We start from the raw sequence: 17,121 nt of genomic DNA, 5'->3' as shown, positions 1-17,121 counted from the left end.
GGTCTAAAGAGATTCGCTATACGTATAAATAAGGATGAGGACAAGTAAGCATTGCGTAATTTTTTAGTGAGAGGAGCACTCCCCTTTATGAATAAAGCACATTTAAAATCATTTTTACTGGCTGCTTCGGCAATCATTATTGCTTTCTCCATTATTATATACCCAAAAGATACCTTTATAGCATCCGTAAACGGACTCAAAATGTGGTGGGATGTTGTCTTTCCTTCTCTTATGCCTTTTTTTATTTTATCAGAGGTCTTGATGGGTTTTGGTGTCGTACATCTTATTGGTGTCTTATTTGAACCCATGATGCGGCCGCTCTTTCGTGTGCCTGGATCTGGAGGATTCGTTTGGGCGATGGGAATCTCGTCCGGCTTTCCTGCAGGAGCGAAATTAACAGCCCGTCTTTGGCATCAAAAACAAATTACTACCATTGAAGCAGAACGCCTCGTTTCTTTTACAAACTGTTCTAACCCTCTCTTTATGTTCAGCGCGATCGCTGTTGGCTTTTTCCATAATGCTGCCCTTGGTATCGTTCTTGCCGTCAGTCATTATTTAGGAAATTTCGTTGTCGGATTAATCATGAGATTTCATGGCTGGAAAAAAGACGAAAGTACTCAAAATGATATTTATCGCGGGAAAGGACTCAAAAATGCTTTTAAACACATGCACGAGGCTAGGCTGGCTGATAACCGCCCTATTGGTCAGCTGCTTGGTGATGCCGTTCAGCAGTCCACTAAAACCCTTTTAATGATAGGCGGTTTTATCATTCTGTTTTCGGTATTAAGCCGAATGATGGATCTGCTGCATGTTGCAGATCTTTTATCAAAGCTTATGAGCTATATCTTCCTTCTGTTTTCACTTTCGGAAACATTAAGTCTTCCATTAATAAAAGGAATTTTTGAAATTACGCTTGGCAGCAATTTAACAAGTCTTGCTCAATCCTCTGTTTTACAGCAGGCAATGATTACAAGTTTCATCTTGGCATTTAGCGGTTTTTCTGTACAGGCACAAGTAGCCAGTATTCTTGCAGATACTGATATAAAGTTTAAACCATTCTTTATTGCCAGAATCATGCATGGATTTTTGTCTGCCATTATTTGTGTTTTAGTATTCCCTTATTTGTACCACGTTAAAAGCGGAGCTGCTCCAGCATTTGCCTTCATTACCGATAAAAGTGCGGATTTTGGAAATTACGGTATGGCAGCGCTGGCACATAGCCACTATGTTACCCTTGGATTTTTATTGCTTTCCATATTTATTTGGCATCGAAAACTTATTAAGAAAAACAGCCTCCGTTACTAACGGGGGCTGTTATATTTTTCTTTAAGAGCTTCTTCTACGACTTCTGGAACCAAATCTGATACGTTAGCATGATATTTTGCAGCTTCTTTTACAATGCTTGAACTTAAGAATGAATATTGGTTATTGGTCATCATGAAGAATGTTTCGACCTCATCGTCCAATTTTTTATTGATAGATGCTATTTTCATTTCATATTCAAAATCCGAAACGGCTCTAAGTCCTCTTAAGATAACATTCGCACCGATACTTTTCACATAATCGATCAGAAGACCATTGAAAGAATCTACTTTAACATTAGGAAACTTTTGTGTAACTTCTTTTAATAAAGCAATTCTTTCATCTACTGTAAACAAAGGGTCTTTGCTCTGGTTATTGGCTACTACTACAATTACTTCGTCGAATACTTTTGCTCCGCGTTTAATAATGTCCAGATGACCTCTTGTAACAGGATCAAAGCTTCCAGGACAAACAGCAGTCGTTGGCATAATCTTCACCTCTTATTTTCTTAAATGCGTCTAAAAATAGAAATCGTCGTCGTTTTCCCGTAGGTTTCCTGTCTTATGCGATGAAAGTTGCCAACCTGCTCAGGCAGTGAAACGTCTGCCCCATGTTCCGTTACAATGCTTCCATCATCTGCAAGCAGTTCGAGCTTATCTATCTCTTCCATATCTTTAATAAGCATTTGTCTTGCATAAGGAGGGTCGAGAAATATCATGTCAAATCGAACTTCTCTTTTATGAAGCGCTTTCAACGCACGTTTTGCATCATTTCTAAAAACTTCAGTTTTTTCTTCATAGTTGCATTGTTTAATATTTTCTTTAATGGTATGTATAGCTTTTTGGTCTTTATCAATGAATATAAAATGATTCATACCTCGGCTTAATGCTTCGAGTCCAAGACCTCCGCTTCCGCCATAAAGATCAAGACCTGTTCCCCCCTCAAAAAAAGGACCGATCATGTTAAAAATGGATTCCTTAATCTTATCGGTAGTAGGTCTCGTATTCGTTCCCGGTACAGCTTTAAGTGGTCTTCCTTTACATTCTCCAGCTATTACTCTCACGTTTTTCACCTGATTCTTTTATCCTTTTTTCCATTACCTATCCTATCACAAGTAAACACGTAATCAAACAATCAAATCTTTTACTAATAAGTATAGAGCAAAATAAAAGAGGTCATACTACATATAACAACATCACGAACGATGTTGTTGCCAACCGCGGAGAAGACTTACTCCCCATAAGTTCTTCATCCGGTTTCTCCTCTCCCATCGCCTTTGAACAGAAGTGATTTTGTTTTAAAGGCAACCTGCAGCAAATGCTGCAGGTTTTTTTCATGCAAAATCCCTTTATAACGGCTTTTTGTTATGCTACATTGAGGAAGGAGAAAGGAGCATTTTAATATGATTCAACGATTTATTGAGCTTGGTGAAGGGTATTCTGATTTATATGAGCTTTTTGAAATTATGGGAACAAATCAAAATAGAGTTTCACAGCTTTTGTGTTTGAGGGTAAAAAAAGAAGACAAAGAATATGCATCAGTTGTAGTAGTTCTTAACCCTGCATCAGAGGGCAAATTCCAGCCATTATACATATGCCGCGAAGGAATACCTATGCCTTCGAAACGCTACAGCCTGTTTGAAGTAAAAGCCGCTGAGATCAATAAGGAAATTATTTCTTTTGATGTAAAACCATCAACAGATTTTGCTGAAACTGAGCTCTATTTCCATTACCTGACCGGCATCTTAAGACTTAACTATTTAATCCCGCCATTAACCTAAAAAAAACAGGCAGCAGCTTTTACGCTTTGCTTGCCTGTTTTTTAAATACCCATTTTATAATCATATTCTTTTGCTTTATCAGCAATTTTGCTTTCATATTCGGTTTTGATTTCCTGTTTGTGCGATTTCTTTACTTCTTTTACAAAGTGCAGTGATTCAAGCTTTGCTGCAATCTCGTCTGTTTTGTTTCCATCACAATATAACACAGCATATTTAAGTCTTCTGGAAACGTAATGAACATTTCCGTAGCGCCGCAGCTGCTTAGAGAATTTTAAGGAATGTAGAAAGACAGAAAGTCCACGACGGTTACCAATCATAACATAAGCCCCTTTAATTAAAAATTTTCATACCTCTATAATTACACAAACATTGTAAAGCTGCGATACTATATTTTACCCATAATACTTGTTAGATAAGGATGTGATGATGTATGGACTTAAATATCATATGGGAAGATTTTTTAAATCGTACCAACCCAGATCCTGAAGTAATCAATATCGAAAAAAAAATAAAGGCAGGTATCCCTTTTGTATATGTAACAGTTGTTCCACACACATCACTTGATGCCACAACAGACATTTTGAAAAAACATGCGGTAAAATCAATGAAAGGAAAGCGTCTGACATTGGAACTGAATTTTGTCAGATCAGAAGAAAACCTTTATGTTTTCCGTATGCGTTTCCTGGTCCCGCAGGAAAAAATGTTCTGCTGCGGCAACTTATGTTTTGATTGTATCAGACTAAGGAATCCTTAGATTCTATGCACACCCGCAAGAACCCCCTGATCCACAGCCTCCGCTGCAAGAACTCTCGTCAAAAAACGGATTGCCTGTCGGTACTTTAATCTGCTCCGAAACACTGTGGGCTATGATTCTGCTGCACTCAATAAGAAGCTTTTCAAGCTCTTTTTCAGCCTTCTTAAAGTTTGCTATGTTCTCATGAAAATCAAGTTCCCGCTTAAGCGTACGCACTTGTGAAGAAACTGTATGAAAGTCAGGATGATATTTACCAAACCTTTGCACTTCTTCATACTTCTCTTTCATATCTGCAAAGCGTGAAATCATCTCCTGAGCCTGTTTATCTTGTTCCAAAATGTATTTGGATTTTTTATATTCTAATGCAATGCTGGAACTTGAAACCATTTCTGCTAATGTTAAAGACTCTTCCAGCAATACAACTTGATCTAAACTCATACAACACACCTCCCTTTAGGTATGAGGTTTCCTTTATATTATAGCGGATAATGATTCTAGTTAAAAGCATAGCTGTCTATTAGCAGTAAATAAAAGGCTGTTCTTTTCTAAAAAGATTGTTGCTTTTGAGTATTTTGTTACCTCTTTTCATTGACAAGTTGATTGGAGCGTAAGGTGCGAGACTCCTGCGGGAGCAGCGTGCCAGCTACCTGAGTATACTTCTCGTAAGGCATGCGACGAGGAATCATGCTTCGGCAGGATTTTCTTGTAGACGTAGGAGCAGCACTTTTATCGAGGCTCACCGCACGCCCCGCGGAAAGTGAGCATCCTGGAGCGGAAATCAACTACTTACAAGATTAAATAAAAAAACCCTTCGGTTAGAAGAGTCAGCGAATATGAACATATATATTTTTCTTAATCCCGTAATCTGAACCGTCTTTTTTCTTAAGTTGAAGTGTAATCTTATGTTTTCCCTGGCTCATGTTTTTCAATATAAAGATAGATTTATTTGCATTCATTGTCCATTTCCCATTTATAAAAACAGCTATATACCCATCTAATCGATTCATACCTTCTGGAGCATTCTCTTGAAAAGAAAATCTAGGGATAATGTTTTCTACATAGATGCGCTGTTTTTTTACACGGTAGTTTATTGCCCAGTCTTTTTCCATTAACGGATATACACTTGATGCCTCAATAGCTTGAATTTTATCGGACTCATTTTGCTTTGCAGAATCAGTATAGTTAAAGCCTAATATGACTAAAGAAACAATAAATATGAAACCGGCAGCTGCTAACATTGCCTTCTTTTTATTCATAAAAAAACCACTCCTTATAGGAATAGTTTTTCCAAATTTTATTATATTATCCGCTTGATGTTTAATTAAGCATCAGGCATCGGAGGATTAAATTCATCAGGAGGCATTGAATCATTTGATGTCTCCCCCATAACAGAGATTAATTCCATTAATAGTCCAAAGTTTTGAAGCTGCTGGTGAAACCGGTCTACTCTCTGGCCAAATGTACGACCGTAAAATACTTTTGCGCTTTCTTCAAGTTCTGCCACTGAAAAAGGATTACGGCTTAACTTTCTATACCATTCAGGCTTTTCTCTTATATAGTACTTGAGGTCAGGTCTTGTATTTAAGTAATCCTGGATTTCTCTCCGCACACCACACACATCCTTTAATCTTTGTAAGAAGGATAATCATTCATTTTATTTTCCGGCAGCTGGCTTGGTCTGTCAGACTGATTATTAAATTGTTGTAAAAGTTCTTGAACTGCATCCATTAAACTGCCAAATTGGGATAAGTATTTCTGAACATCGTTGATCTGAAGTTTGCTCAGTCCAGCGACAATATCTCCGATTGTCAGCTCTGCTTTCATATTTTGTGCAGATGAAGACCGTTTATCTTGCTGCTTTTTTTTCTCCTTGGAATATTGATTCCAGCTTTCATGCTCTTCTCCTAACACAATCCAATCCTGGTAAACTTCTTTCCAAGGCCGTTTATTCTTCTTCACTTCTTTTATTAATTCAGGATGTTTGTGCACAAATTCCTTAAAGCTTTCGATATCAGTCTTTACCACAGAATCCACCCCCAGCCGTCCACTGACGAATCATGTTTTACTACATGATACATAAATGCCCAGTAATTGGTGCGCCCATTTTTCGTAAAATTTTAAAGTTGATTCTGTTTACTTTATTCCACGGTGCCTAAAAAGGTACAATAAAAATAAAAAGATTGAGGGAATGCATCTGTGGATATTAAAGACGAATTGAACCGTTTTATCGATGAAAGCAGCGATCAAGAAAAAGTGGCTATGAAAATATTTTTAAACAGCCTGAAGGCTAAACGGGAAAATACAAACCTTACTCATATCGCTTCCTTATTGCAATTCAAAACTACCCTTATAGATGAGAAAACTTTAGAAATGGAAATGCCAAATTCACCTCTGCTTGATAACTCCATCGGAATTGTTCACGGAGGACTTACTGCAACACTTCTTGATACCGCATTAGGTACTTTGGCAAGCCATGTCCCTGGAAATAAAAAGGGAGCAGTGACTGTTGAGTTAAAAGTAGATTTCCTAACACCAGGTATTGGTGAAAAATTCATTTGCAGAGCTGAAGTGGTTCATAATGGTCGTCAATTAGTGCGAATGGAAGGGAAAGTTAGAAATGAAAAAGGAAATCTAATTGCCTCAGCTACCGGAACATTCTTTAAGCTTCCAGAATGAAAGCTAATAAGGCTGTTTTCGCAAACTTTGTTGTTTTTGAGTGTAGTTGATTTCCGTTTCAGGCCGCTCGCTTTTCGCGGGGCGTGCGGTGAGCCTCCTGACGCTCTGCACCATTAGGAGTCTCACCTTCATGGATGTATATGTGTCCTGCGTCTGCAAGCAAAACAGCATCGAAGCTTGTTCCTCGTCGCATGGCCTGCAGGAAGTATATTCAGGTGGCTGGCACGCAGGAGTCTCGCACCTTGCACTCCAATCAACTTATCAATGAAGTGAAAGAAACAATAATCGTAATCAACAATATTTTAGAAAAGAGCCTTTAAAAACAAAAGAAGAGCTGACTCATCAAGTCAGCTCTTTGCTTTATTCAGCAGGAATAAGAAAGTTTTGTGTATAGTACTTCTTATTAGCACCTACCCCTAAATGGGTAAATTCATCGTTTAACATTGTATTTCGATGCCCCTCACTGTTCATCCAGCCCTCAACTGCTGCGATTCCATCTGTGTAGTTTGCAGCAATGTTTTCACCCGCTTGCATAAATTTTACATTTCCTTCCTGCAGCCGGTCAGAAAGAGTTCTTCCGTCTTTGCTCTCATGTGAAAAATATTGCTGGTCCAGCATGTCCTTAGAATGTAAGAAAGAAACATCTGATGTACTTTCATCCCATTGCAGCGGGTTCTTACTGTACTTTAATCTGATAATATTCGTCAGTTCAAAAATTTGCTGTTCCTCAGATTGATCAATTTTATTTTGTTTTTCTTCTGATATTTCTTCAGTTTCTGGAAGGTCTCCCCTGTAAACAATAGAATAAGGTCTTTGTTTTAATAAAATATCTGAAGTGGTGTATCTAACACTCGATAATTTATTTGTAAATTTATCGAAGTACAATTGTACCCACATATCTTTTCCAACATTAATAAGCGGCCTGAGCATTACTTCCTGTTCGGAAAGTTCAAATCTAAAAAAATCCTCGCCATCGTTAATCGTAACATCACTTTCAATAGGATATTGCTGAATGATGCTGTTTGAAGAATCGCCAATCGTAAAAGGTTTCGTATTTAACTCAGAACCAATTGCAAAAATGGTAACTACTTTACCATTTTGAACGCCAGCCTGCATGTATCCTTTGGGACTTCTGCTGCCATAAATCAGCCATTCATAATCATATGCTGATGGATCAATTCTCTCGGGTTCCCCCCACTGCTTTTTAAAAGTATCTATATCTTTGCCCAGCCAATTAGATAAAGCACCGTCTGGAATTTTTAATGGTTCTTCTATGTATTTTAATTTTGTTTCAGATGGTTCTTTTTCCAGTGAAAATTCTGGCAGTACATCATAAAAAAACAAACCAATCAAGATCACTACTGATAGAAAAAAAGTAACCAATCCACGCATAATGGTTCCCCCTGTGTCTTTCATCTCCTTATAGTTTAGCATATAGAGCGATTTACAGGGTTAATAAAAAACAGCATCATCAATAATTGATGATACTGTTTAAGTTTTATTGCAATTGATCTCTTTGTTCTGAAACTTCACTCAAAGTGTGTCCTGCCGCATTGTCACTTTCTTTATTAAGAGAAATATCACCTAAAGAAATGATTCCTACCAATTTATTGTTCTCTACAATCGGAAGTCTTCTGATTTGTTTATCTGCCATAAGCTCAGCAGCTTCCTTCACGCTCATTTCAGGTGATCCCGTATACAAATCTTCACTCATGATATCAGAAACTTGAGTAGAGCCTGGGCGTTTCTCTGCTACGCCTCTTACTACGATATCGCGGTCTGTAATTACCCCTATTATCTGTTCGTTTTCACAAACTGGGATAACACCTACATTATCTTGTTTCATTTTTACAGCTACTTCGTAAACATTGTCCAAAGGTGTTACAAAGTCTACATCTCTAGTCATAATATCACTTATTTTTTTCATAAAAATTGCCTCCATTAATATTAATTTTGATACCTTTTATCTTTTGCGTTAGAAGAACAAATATGCATGTGTTTGACAATGATTGCATCTTTAGCGCTTTCATAATATCATTAAGAAGTGATTGTTATTTTTTATTGAATTTTCCTAGGAGGTTTCACAATGAAATTTGAAGAAAGCGGCTTAAACGGGAAGGTAATTGAATTCTCACTTTTAGAACATGTCATGGACAGCCACGGAATGATCCGCGCAGGGCAATGGGACTATGACCGTATTACATACGATTACAAATTTGAAGACATGACAAATGGCGATGTTTATTATTTCCGTTTTCCTTGCCACGTGATTGAGGGAGAAACTGAAACACCGCATGCTAAAATTGAACTTGGCACTCCATATTTAGGCAAGCATTATTATCCGCACGGTGTTGAATATGATGAAGAGTTTCCAAAACATGTCGTTAACCAATGCAACAAGTTGATTGAAGCACTTCATAATGAACTCCATGTATAACATAAAAAAATCCCTCAGATCATGATCATGAGGGATTTTTTCTATTCAGCTGCACTTTCAGGTGCATGTGAGGAATATCCTTCAAAAAGCCTGCCGCCATATGGAGCGATAGTTTCATCAACAAAATGGATTACACCTGTTTTTTCACGGCTGCTATAGTAAAGGTTAAACACCTCTGCAAAATCGTCTGCAAATGATTCATTGAACTCCTTTAACGCCCTTATTATCCACTTTCCTTCTCCAATCCAATGACCGTTGACTCTAAGGACAAATTCATGCGTTAAGTCGGCTAGCTTTGACACAATAAATAAATCCTCAATCTCATTAACTGATCCTTCTAAGTCATTTAAAAGGTCTGTTATGTGATATCTGGCTTTCTCAATTTCATTAGATCTCCATGGTGTAGGTCCTGCTTTTAAAAGTTGAAGTGCTTCATTTTTTATCCGGGAAGCATGTCCGGTATCACGAAGAATTATGCCCTCTGCACACATTTGCGGAAGAGATGGTCTCGCTCTATCAATATTTTCTTTGAAAAAATTTTTGTAAGTAAACATATTATGGACGAACACTTCTATTGGCCAACCGAATTCGGTAAGAGATTGGCGATACGATTCTCCAACTGTGCTATCGATAATAATAATATCCAGATCAGAACTTTCCGTTTCTTCTCCTCTGACGACGCTGCCAGCCAAATATGCTATTTCACAGTTTGGAAAATAAGATTCTATAAATTTACTTGCTGCTTGTCTTGCGCTGATTCTCATAATTTTCTTCTCCTTCACAATTGGCTTCTATATATCATTCTACAAAAGGATACAGTTTCATTTTTTTTTGACAAAAAAAATAACCAGAACATGTACTGGTTATTTCATCTCGGGATTAAGTCTGTTATTTTGGCTTTTTATCATTTCTAAATCGGCTTTATCCCGGGCACGTTCTTTTTTCACCCATCTAAAGAATATTAAGCCTAATACGAAAGCATAAATGACTTCTTGGAATATCTTCATCGTAACGCCGCCAACGTGCTGATCCTCTGATGGAGTCATTGCAGCATATAGCTGTGGAACATTCTTATAAGCCTCATATAGCTGATAATCAGCAAACATGATCAATGCACAGGCTGGTGTCATCAAAACGCCATTCGCAAATACATATCCTACTTTCTTAATATCCGAAAGCGTATCAAATTCCTTTACAGGACACAGAACTGGCCACCACATCGTAAAAGCAGTCACAATAAGAATAAAGTGATAAGTATAATGGAGAAATACATTTGATACAGCAGCATCAAATACTACCGGTATATGATAGAAAGAAAAAAGAGTATTAAATACTAATAATGCTATTAAAGGTTTTGTGAGTGCTTTAAAAACACTTGAAATCAAAGGGCTTCTATCGAGCCAGCTTTTCCATTTTTGCTCTGGAATAGCCAATATGAACAATGGTGCTATCATCAAGTATAATACAGCCATTTGTGCCATATGAACACTAAAGAGATAGTGGTGCCCTAAAATCTGAATTGGCGTTCCTTTTATAGCTATATATAGAACAATAGCTGATACCATAGCAGTTATATTCCACTTAGTTGCGATATTACTTCCGTCTTTTCCTTTTATGATCCACCGGAAATAAAGTATGGCAAGCAGGATTGAAATGATATATACAGATGGCGGATAAAGCTCACTCCAGCTAAACTCACTTAAACTTGAAGGCATATGATGATTGTGATGCAATTTTGTCATCTCCTTTAGGGTACTGCTCGTTTTAACTATAACAGTCTTTAGTATCCTTGTAATCGAAAAACAGGACAATTCTTAATTTTGTAACAAATAAAAAAGGGCTGCATTTGATGCAGCCCTTCAAATATTACGATGTCCAGATCATTCCCATTAAGGATGCTACTGTAACAGCTGCAACCAATACACCGCTGGCCATGCCCCAAATTGGGAAATCATGTCCTTTGTGGCTTAAGTGCATCCATATATAAAGCTGGAAAAATACTTGAACTACAGCCAATGTAAGGATAAAGATAACAGCGAAAGAATCACTGATCTTGTCACTCCAAATAGCGAAAAACGCAACGATTGTTAGAAGAATCATCATAACAAAGGAAACATTGTGGTGCTTACGTTCCTCTTTTAAGGCAAGTTTACGCTGAATCTCCTCATGACGATGCACGGTTGGTTCAGTAGTATTATGGTGATCAGCCATTGATTAACCCACCTTTCCCATTAGATAAACAACTGTAAAAATGAATACCCATACAACATCGACAAAGTGCCAATAGAGAGCAAACAAGTAATACTTAGGTGCGTTAGCTAATGTAATACCTCTGTTCCAGTTTCTGCCCAGCAATGTTGCGATCCAAAGAATTCCGAATAATACGTGAGCTCCGTGGAAACCAACTAATGAATAGAAAGCAGATCCAAATGCAGAACTAGTAAATGTATGTCCTTCATGAACATAGTGTATGAACTCATAAATTTCTAAGCCAAGGAACCCAAGACCTAGTAATAAAGTTACGATAAACCAGCCCTGTAAAGAACGTACTTTGTTTTGTTTTAAAGATAGTACTGCATACACACTCGTAAGAGAGCTTGTTAATAAAAGCATTGTTGCTAAGAATACCAATGGCAGAGAGAATAATTCTTCCCCAGATGGACCATCCAGATGCATATTTCTTAGGCCTAAGTATGTTCCAAATAGTGTAGCAAATAGGACAGTTTCTCCACCTAGGAAAAGCCAGAATCCTAAAAACTTATTTTTACCTTCAAGGGTAGCTTTTTCCGGGTGAGCAGGAAAATTAGCATCTGTTAAACGTTCTCCAGCATTCATTAAGCTCTACCCCCTTTAATGTCTGCTTCCACTTCTTCTTTATGGATATGATATCCATGGTCGTCGATTACAGATCGAAGGAACATTGTTACTAATACTCCACCTAAACCAACAATAGCAACGATCCAGTTTGAATAAATAAATCCAAAACCAGCAACAAACATACCTAAAGATAAGAAGAACGGCAGAATTGAACCATTCGGCATATGAATTTCTCCTACAGGTTCAGCTGGTGTCATTTCACCATTGCCAGCTGCCTTTTCTACATACAATGCATCAAGACCACGAACAAGCGGTGTTTGTGCAAAGTTGTATTCAGGAGTTGGAACAGGCATTGCCCATTCTAGAGTACGGCCATCCCATGGATCTTTCGTAGCTGCATGCTTAGATGAAGCAGATATAACGATATTAATTAACAATACGATTGTTCCAAGACCCATCAAGATCGCACCAATCGTACTTACAAAGTTTGAACCATCAAGCTGTTGTCCAGACATATAAGTATATACACGTCTAGGCATTCCCATTAATCCTAACCAGTGCTGAGGGAAGAATGTTAAATGGAATCCAATAAAGAACAACCAGAAGTTCCATTTTCCAAGTGTTTCGTTCAGCACCCGGTTAAACATTCTTGGATACCAGTAGTATAACCCTGAGAACAATCCTAAAATCAATCCGCCCACGATAACATAGTGGAAGTGAGCTACTACGAAATAACTGTCATGATATTGATAGTCAGCTGCAGGAACAGAAAGCATAACTCCTGTTACCCCGCCCATTACGAATGTAGGAATGAAGCCAACTGCAAAAAGCATAGCTGTTGTAAAACGGATTTGTCCGCCCCACATCGTAAAGATCCAGTTAAAGATCTTAACACCAGTCGGAATTGCAATCGCCATTGTTGCAACCGCAAAGATGGAGTTTGCAACAGGTCCAAGACCTACAGTGAACATGTGATGGACCCAAACCATGAATCCTAAAAATCCGATAAGAACTGTTGCGAATACCATTGCACTGTACCCGAACAAACGCTTACTTGAGAAAGTAGAAACTACTTCAGAGATAATACCAAATGCAGGCAAGATCAAAATGTAAACTTCCGGGTGACCAAAAATCCAGAAAATGTGCTCCCAGATCAATACGTTACCACCCATATCTGGATTAAAGAAATTAGCATCGAATACACGTTCAAACATTAGAAGGAAGAATCCTACTGTAAGTGCAGGGAATGCAAATAAGATAAGTCCAGATGTTACAAATGAAGCCCAAGTAAATAGAGGCATACGCATAAAAGTCATACCAGGCGCACGCATATTAATTACAGTTACAAGGAAATTAATACCCCCAGCTAGTGTACCTGCCCCAGCGATTTGAAGACCAAGTACGTAGAAATCTACGCCAGTATCTTCAGCTACGGTAGATAGCGGTGCATACGCAGTCCACCCAGCTTCAGGTGCTCCGCCTAAGAACCAGCTCAGGTTTAATAGTAAACCACCGAAGAAGAATAACCAAAAACCTACAGCGTTAACATACGGGAATGCTACGTCACGCGCCCCGATTTGCAGTGGAAGGATCGCATTCATAAATCCAAAGATGATCGGCATGGCTGCCAAGAAGATCATCGTTGTTCCGTGCATCGTTAATAACTGATTGTAAAGCTCGCCAGTGAAAATCTTGCTGTCTGGCTCCATTAATTGAATACGCATTAAGATGGCTTCGAGTCCTCCGATTAAGAAGAAGAACCCGCCAGCCAAAAGATACAAAATACCGATTTTTTTATGGTCAACGGTAGTGAGCCAATCCATTAGCCCACTTCTCTTTTTGTGACTTTCGTGAGTTGCCACGGTGTAACCTCCTTTTTTCAATGCTTAAGACTATTTCAATTTAAGACCTAACAAGTAGTCTGAAACAGCATCAATTTCCTCATCAGAAAGATTCACTTTCGGCATGTTGTTGCCTGGTTTCACTTCTTGAGGATCTTTAATCCATGCTTTCAGATTTTCTTTGTTATGTTCTAAGATACCTGCTACACGGTCTTTATCACCAAAACCAGTTAAGCTTGGTCCTGTGTTACCGCCTTCTTGTCCAACAGCGTGGCAAGATAAGCAGTTCTTTTCAAAGACTTGTTGTCCATTAGCATTAGCAGAAGATTTACCGTCTGCAGCCTTATAGCTTGCAACCCAGTTCTTATAGTCTTCTTTAGAAACAACTCTTACTTTGAAATCCATTAAAGCATGTGATGCACCACAAAGCTCGGCACACTTACCTTTGTAAACAACATCTGTTTTGCTTCCAGTATCAAACCACATATAGTTCTTGTTTTTATCCCCTGGGTTTGTATCTGTTTTACCTGCTAATGACGGAATCCAGAATGAGTGGATAACATCAGCTGAAGATAATTCAACGTGAACTTTTGTATCCGCAGGGAGTACTAATTCCTGTGAAGTAATCAATTCTTCTTTTGGATACTCAAATTCCCACCAGTATTGGTGTCCTGTTACTTTAATGCTTAATTCATTTTTTGAAGCTGGTTTCGCATCTGCAGAGAATTCAAATGTTCTCATAACAGTTGGCACCGCTAAAATGATTAGCAAAAGAATAGGGATAACAGTCCATAACAACTCAAGCATGTGGTTACCTTCCACTTGCTTAGGTGTAGAAGTATCTCCTTTTTTCTTTCTAAACTTTAATAATACAAATGCATAAAGAACGAAAACTACCACTAGAACCAGAATCATAATACTAATTGAAATCAGCATTAGCTGGAACTGTTTGTCAGCAACTTCACCTTGCGGAATTAACGCCGATAGAGTCGGATCTCCGCACCCCATCAATAAGAGTGCCAACATGGCAAATAAGGAAACCAGACGTCCTTTTTGTAGCCATTTTTTCATCACTACATATACCCCACTTTCTCGTTGTAGTCTGTCTTGACTGATCTTCTTTCTATTCAATTCAAATAATTTTATTTGAATGGAAATAGCTAAATAGCTTTTGAAAGCCCTTTTATGTAAAGGCAATTACAGGAACAGCGCAAAATTACGCTGTTCCATAGAGTAAACATTACATTATATATTAACTAGAATCATGGCAACAAACATGATTGTCATGTAATTCAATGAATAAACAAACATCATACGGGCCCATTTCATATCATCTTTCGTTTTTAATCCTGAAAGAGCTAAGATCAGCCATCCTGTACCTAATACAGCTGCCAAAATTAGATATAACATTCCAAAATCAAATAAGTAAAGAGATACTGGAAGCAATGCAGCCACATACCAGATCATCTGACGCTTAGTAATCCCGAAACCGGATACTACTGGAAGCATTGGTATGCCTGCTTTTCGATAATCTTCGCAGCGTTTCATGGCAAGTGCCAGAAAATGGGGCGGCTGCCATAAGAACATGATAAGGAATAGGATCCATGCTACCCAATGAAGGTTAGCATCTACTGCAGCCCAGCCGATTAGCGGAGGCACAGCTCCAGATATTCCTCCAACAACCGTGTTAATTGAATGAGTGCGCTTTAGCCACATTGTATATACGAAAACATATACAAAGAGTCCGATTAATCCAATTACTGCTGCTGTAGGTGTTGTCATAGCCAGCATTACTGTTCCTATAGCAGAAAGAATAATTCCCACCCAAAGGACCTGACTGGCAGAAATACGGCCTGTAACAGTTGGTCTTTCAATTGTTCTTTCCATAAGCTGATCGATATCTCTATCAATATAGTTATTTAAACAGCATCCTCCGGCAATAACTAAAGCAGCGCCTAGTATACACAATACTAATATAAGGATGTTGTCAGTAAACAAATAACCGTTATACTTGAGAGCCAGGAAAAATCCTGCAAAAGTTGTAATCAGATTGCTCATTACAATACCGAGTTTAGCGATTGTTAAAAAGTCTTTCCAAGTACCAGTTGGATTTGCTTCTGAAAGAGGTCCTGGTTCCATAACCTTGTTAGCGGCTTCATATGCAGTTGGTGTTTTGCTCAACACAGATACACCTCCTTCTAAGGAAAAATTCAGTTCCAATTCTTTCTTTAAGTGTAAGATAAGCCCTCATTCATTCTATATGGGCTTGTAAGTAAAATCAACGGTTAAAAATTGTCTTTATCTGTTCACAATATGTAAAGTAGATTGATTTTCCCATATGATAGGATAAGAATATACAAAGAAAGTAAAGAAAATGTCCTTTAACATTATAAAACAAAACATGTACTTTGTATACTTCGACTAATACTGACAGTACCTTATATTATTTGTACTATCAGGCCGACCTTAATACTAGCAAATTTTTTTACAATTTTGTGAAGTTTATAGAACTTTAAAGCAGGTGAGAGAAATTGAAAAGAGCTTATCAAATTTATTCTATTATTACATCATTCGGCATGCTGCTTGTTTTACTTATGGGAGCAGTTGTTACAAAAACAGATTCAGGCGACGGCTGCGGTAATTCTTGGCCCCTTTGCTATGGAGAATTGCTGCCTACTCAGCCAAAGCTTGAAACGATCATTGAAGTCAGTCACCGCTATGTATCTGCATGGCTTGGTATTTTAGTTATCATTTTAGCAATATGGGCGTGGAAGAGGGATTCTCATAGAAAAGAAGTTAAAATACTAGCAGGATCTGCTGTGTTTTTCATTGTTCTTCAAGGTCTTTTAGGAGCCGCTGCTGTAATATGGAGTCAGTCATCAGCTGTACTTGCTTCACATTTTGGCTTCTCACTCGTATCTTTTGCCAGTGTGCTGCTTCTTGCACTACTATCTTTTGAAAAACGTGAAGATTCATTTGTTGCAAGAGTTTCTCAATCATTTAAAAAGAACCTCTATTGGCTCTTTGCTTACCTATATGCAGTAGTTTACACAGGCGCGCTTGTAAGGCATACAGGCTCAAGCATGGGATGCGGGTCAGAGTTCCCGTCGTGCAGCGGTACTATAGCAGAGTTAGGTTCTCAAGCAAGCATTCACCTGCTCCACCGAATTGCAGCTATTGTTTTATTCATATGGATTGTTTATTCTTGGTATCACGCGAGAAAGCATTATAAAGAACAAAAAGCATTAAATAAAGGGTTACAATTTGCTGCGCTATTTGTTTTGCTTCAAGGTATATCTGGGGCCATGATCGTCTTATCAAACTTAAACTTATTTGTAGCTTTATCACACGGATTAATTATTTCTTTCTTATTCGGAGCACTTAGTTTCGTGGCTTTAATTGTTTATCGAAAATAGTTATTTAAAAGGCTGACAGATGTTGTTCTATGGAACATATCTGTCAGCTTTTTTATAGTAACGCTGTTATCTTATACTTTGTTGTTCTTGAAAGTGGT

At 38.0% G+C, this 17,121-nt stretch carries 22 protein-coding genes; 6 read left to right on the top strand and 16 right to left on the bottom strand.

What is annotated here, in order from left to right; genetic code table 11:
- The first annotated feature begins 87 nt into the window (after positions 1–87).
- Complete coding sequence (gene ylbJ, locus ACFQ4X_RS05860; protein WP_379833663.1) at positions 88–1,305, top strand: sporulation integral membrane protein YlbJ; 1,218 nt, start codon at positions 88–90, stop codon at positions 1,303–1,305.
- Here ylbJ and coaD read toward each other — a convergent pair.
- Positions 1,302–1,790 (bottom strand): pantetheine-phosphate adenylyltransferase, encoded by a 489-nt coding sequence (coaD, locus tag ACFQ4X_RS05855; RefSeq protein WP_379833662.1) that lies wholly within the window; start codon positions 1,788–1,790, stop codon positions 1,302–1,304. The genes ylbJ and coaD overlap by 4 nt on opposite strands.
- A gap of 20 nt (positions 1,791–1,810) precedes the next feature.
- On the bottom strand, positions 1,811–2,365 hold the full coding sequence (gene rsmD / locus ACFQ4X_RS05850) for a 16S rRNA (guanine(966)-N(2))-methyltransferase RsmD (RefSeq protein ID WP_379837056.1): 555 nt from the start codon (positions 2,363–2,365) through the stop codon (positions 1,811–1,813).
- 339 nt (positions 2,366–2,704) lie between these two features.
- Between rsmD and ACFQ4X_RS05845 the strand changes: the two genes are divergently transcribed.
- Complete coding sequence (locus tag ACFQ4X_RS05845) at positions 2,705–3,082, top strand: DUF7147 family protein (RefSeq protein WP_379833660.1); 378 nt, start codon at positions 2,705–2,707, stop codon at positions 3,080–3,082.
- A gap of 41 nt (positions 3,083–3,123) precedes the next feature.
- On the opposite strand, the gene ACFQ4X_RS05840 is transcribed toward ACFQ4X_RS05845, so the two are convergent.
- Complete coding sequence (locus ACFQ4X_RS05840; protein ID WP_379833659.1) at positions 3,124–3,399, bottom strand: YlbG family protein; 276 nt, start codon at positions 3,397–3,399, stop codon at positions 3,124–3,126.
- A 113-nt stretch (positions 3,400–3,512) separates the two neighbouring features.
- Between ACFQ4X_RS05840 and ACFQ4X_RS05835 the strand changes: the two genes are divergently transcribed.
- A complete protein-coding gene (locus ACFQ4X_RS05835) occupies positions 3,513–3,836 on the top strand; it encodes a hypothetical protein (protein WP_379833657.1) in 324 nt (107 codons plus the stop codon).
- A gap of 3 nt (positions 3,837–3,839) precedes the next feature.
- On the opposite strand, the gene ACFQ4X_RS05830 is transcribed toward ACFQ4X_RS05835, so the two are convergent.
- The 4 genes from ACFQ4X_RS05830 to ylbD form a co-directional block, all read right to left on the bottom strand.
- Positions 3,840–4,274 (bottom strand): YlbF family regulator, encoded by a 435-nt coding sequence (locus ACFQ4X_RS05830; RefSeq protein WP_379833656.1) that lies wholly within the window; start codon positions 4,272–4,274, stop codon positions 3,840–3,842.
- Between the two features lie 386 nt (positions 4,275–4,660).
- Positions 4,661–5,092, bottom strand: coding sequence for a hypothetical protein (locus tag ACFQ4X_RS05825; RefSeq protein ID WP_379833654.1), 432 nt, complete (start codon positions 5,090–5,092; stop codon positions 4,661–4,663).
- 65 nt (positions 5,093–5,157) lie between these two features.
- Positions 5,158–5,445, bottom strand: a complete 288-nt coding sequence (locus tag ACFQ4X_RS05820) for a YlbE-like family protein (protein WP_379833653.1) — start codon at positions 5,443–5,445, stop codon at positions 5,158–5,160.
- Positions 5,446–5,459: 14 nt separating this feature from the next.
- Positions 5,460–5,861, bottom strand: a complete 402-nt coding sequence (gene ylbD / locus ACFQ4X_RS05815) for a spore coat protein YlbD (RefSeq protein WP_379833651.1) — start codon at positions 5,859–5,861, stop codon at positions 5,460–5,462.
- 171 nt (positions 5,862–6,032) lie between these two features.
- Between ylbD and ACFQ4X_RS05810 the strand changes: the two genes are divergently transcribed.
- Positions 6,033–6,512: a PaaI family thioesterase gene (locus ACFQ4X_RS05810; protein ID WP_379833650.1), complete on the top strand. Its 480-nt coding sequence runs from the start codon at positions 6,033–6,035 to the stop codon at positions 6,510–6,512.
- 360 nt (positions 6,513–6,872) lie between these two features.
- On the opposite strand, the gene ACFQ4X_RS05805 is transcribed toward ACFQ4X_RS05810, so the two are convergent.
- Both ACFQ4X_RS05805 and ACFQ4X_RS05800 read right to left on the bottom strand, forming a co-directional pair.
- Positions 6,873–7,904, bottom strand: a complete 1,032-nt coding sequence (locus ACFQ4X_RS05805) for a CAP domain-containing protein (protein WP_379833648.1) — start codon at positions 7,902–7,904, stop codon at positions 6,873–6,875.
- Positions 7,905–8,010: 106 nt separating this feature from the next.
- Complete coding sequence (locus ACFQ4X_RS05800; RefSeq protein WP_379833647.1) at positions 8,011–8,439, bottom strand: CBS domain-containing protein; 429 nt, start codon at positions 8,437–8,439, stop codon at positions 8,011–8,013.
- Positions 8,440–8,598: 159 nt separating this feature from the next.
- Here ACFQ4X_RS05800 and ACFQ4X_RS05795 point away from each other — a divergent pair, with 159 nt between their 5' ends.
- Entirely contained in the window at positions 8,599–8,949 is a 351-nt protein-coding gene (locus ACFQ4X_RS05795; protein ID WP_066289067.1) for a YugN family protein, read from the top strand.
- Between the two features lie 41 nt (positions 8,950–8,990).
- Here ACFQ4X_RS05795 and ACFQ4X_RS05790 read toward each other — a convergent pair whose 3' ends face one another.
- The 7 genes from ACFQ4X_RS05790 to cyoE all read right to left on the bottom strand — a co-directional run bounded on the left by ACFQ4X_RS05790 (position 8,991) and on the right by cyoE (position 15,746).
- The gene (locus tag ACFQ4X_RS05790) at positions 8,991–9,713 is read right to left on the bottom strand and encodes a nucleotidyltransferase domain-containing protein (protein WP_379833645.1); all 723 of its coding nucleotides are present in this window, start codon (positions 9,711–9,713) and stop codon (positions 8,991–8,993) included.
- Between the two features lie 99 nt (positions 9,714–9,812).
- Positions 9,813–10,682: a cytochrome c oxidase assembly protein gene (locus ACFQ4X_RS05785; RefSeq protein ID WP_379833644.1), complete on the bottom strand. Its 870-nt coding sequence runs from the start codon at positions 10,680–10,682 to the stop codon at positions 9,813–9,815.
- A gap of 133 nt (positions 10,683–10,815) precedes the next feature.
- Entirely contained in the window at positions 10,816–11,160 is a 345-nt protein-coding gene (locus ACFQ4X_RS05780; RefSeq protein WP_379833642.1) for a cytochrome C oxidase subunit IV family protein, read from the bottom strand.
- Positions 11,161–11,163: 3 nt separating this feature from the next.
- A complete protein-coding gene (locus ACFQ4X_RS05775) occupies positions 11,164–11,784 on the bottom strand; it encodes a cytochrome c oxidase subunit 3 (RefSeq protein WP_379833641.1) in 621 nt (206 codons plus the stop codon).
- A complete protein-coding gene (ctaD, locus tag ACFQ4X_RS05770; protein WP_379833639.1) occupies positions 11,784–13,628 on the bottom strand; it encodes a cytochrome c oxidase subunit I in 1,845 nt (614 codons plus the stop codon). Before ctaD ends, ACFQ4X_RS05775 begins: the two co-directional genes overlap by 1 nt.
- 30 nt (positions 13,629–13,658) lie before the next feature.
- Entirely contained in the window at positions 13,659–14,678 is a 1,020-nt protein-coding gene (gene coxB / locus ACFQ4X_RS05765) for a cytochrome c oxidase subunit II (protein ID WP_066289058.1), read from the bottom strand.
- Positions 14,679–14,852: 174 nt separating this feature from the next.
- The gene (cyoE, locus tag ACFQ4X_RS05760) at positions 14,853–15,746 is read right to left on the bottom strand and encodes a heme o synthase (RefSeq protein ID WP_379837054.1); all 894 of its coding nucleotides are present in this window, start codon (positions 15,744–15,746) and stop codon (positions 14,853–14,855) included.
- Between the two features lie 392 nt (positions 15,747–16,138).
- Between cyoE and ACFQ4X_RS05755 the strand changes: the two genes are divergently transcribed.
- A complete protein-coding gene (locus ACFQ4X_RS05755) occupies positions 16,139–17,023 on the top strand; it encodes a COX15/CtaA family protein (protein ID WP_379833637.1) in 885 nt (294 codons plus the stop codon).
- Positions 17,024–17,121: the final 98 nt, after the last annotated feature.

The sequence above is a fragment of the Fictibacillus halophilus genome, from assembly GCF_042680145.1.
Classification (GTDB): Bacteria; Bacillota; Bacilli; order Bacillales; family Fictibacillaceae; genus Fictibacillus; species Fictibacillus halophilus_A.
This window is presented reverse-complemented; position numbering and strand designations above follow the sequence as displayed.

Excerpts from the sequence above, each read along its gene's own strand:
- ACFQ4X_RS05845 (WP_379833660.1), top strand. The coding sequence starts at position 2,705 with ATGATTCAACGATTTATTGAGCTTGGTGAAGGGTATTCTGATTTATAT.
- ACFQ4X_RS05825 (WP_379833654.1), bottom strand. The coding sequence starts at position 5,092 with ATGAATAAAAAGAAGGCAATGTTAGCAGCTGCCGGTTTCATATTTATT.
- ACFQ4X_RS05830 (WP_379833656.1), bottom strand. The coding sequence starts at position 4,274 with ATGAGTTTAGATCAAGTTGTATTGCTGGAAGAGTCTTTAACATTAGCA.
- ylbJ (WP_379833663.1), top strand. The coding sequence starts at position 88 with ATGAATAAAGCACATTTAAAATCATTTTTACTGGCTGCTTCGGCAATC.
- ACFQ4X_RS05835 (WP_379833657.1), top strand. The coding sequence starts at position 3,513 with ATGGACTTAAATATCATATGGGAAGATTTTTTAAATCGTACCAACCCA.
- coxB (WP_066289058.1), bottom strand. The coding sequence starts at position 14,678 with ATGAAAAAATGGCTACAAAAAGGACGTCTGGTTTCCTTATTTGCCATG.
- ACFQ4X_RS05790 (WP_379833645.1), bottom strand. The coding sequence starts at position 9,713 with ATGAGAATCAGCGCAAGACAAGCAGCAAGTAAATTTATAGAATCTTAT.
- ACFQ4X_RS05805 (WP_379833648.1), bottom strand. The coding sequence starts at position 7,904 with ATGCGTGGATTGGTTACTTTTTTTCTATCAGTAGTGATCTTGATTGGT.
- cyoE (WP_379837054.1), bottom strand. The coding sequence starts at position 15,746 with ATGGAACCAGGACCTCTTTCAGAAGCAAATCCAACTGGTACTTGGAAA.
- ACFQ4X_RS05800 (WP_379833647.1), bottom strand. The coding sequence starts at position 8,439 with ATGAAAAAAATAAGTGATATTATGACTAGAGATGTAGACTTTGTAACA.
- coaD (WP_379833662.1), bottom strand. The coding sequence starts at position 1,790 with ATGCCAACGACTGCTGTTTGTCCTGGAAGCTTTGATCCTGTTACAAGA.
- ACFQ4X_RS05795 (WP_066289067.1), top strand. The coding sequence starts at position 8,599 with ATGAAATTTGAAGAAAGCGGCTTAAACGGGAAGGTAATTGAATTCTCA.
- ACFQ4X_RS05775 (WP_379833641.1), bottom strand. The coding sequence starts at position 11,784 with ATGAATGCTGGAGAACGTTTAACAGATGCTAATTTTCCTGCTCACCCG.
- ACFQ4X_RS05840 (WP_379833659.1), bottom strand. The coding sequence starts at position 3,399 with ATGATTGGTAACCGTCGTGGACTTTCTGTCTTTCTACATTCCTTAAAA.
- ACFQ4X_RS05780 (WP_379833642.1), bottom strand. The coding sequence starts at position 11,160 with ATGGCTGATCACCATAATACTACTGAACCAACCGTGCATCGTCATGAG.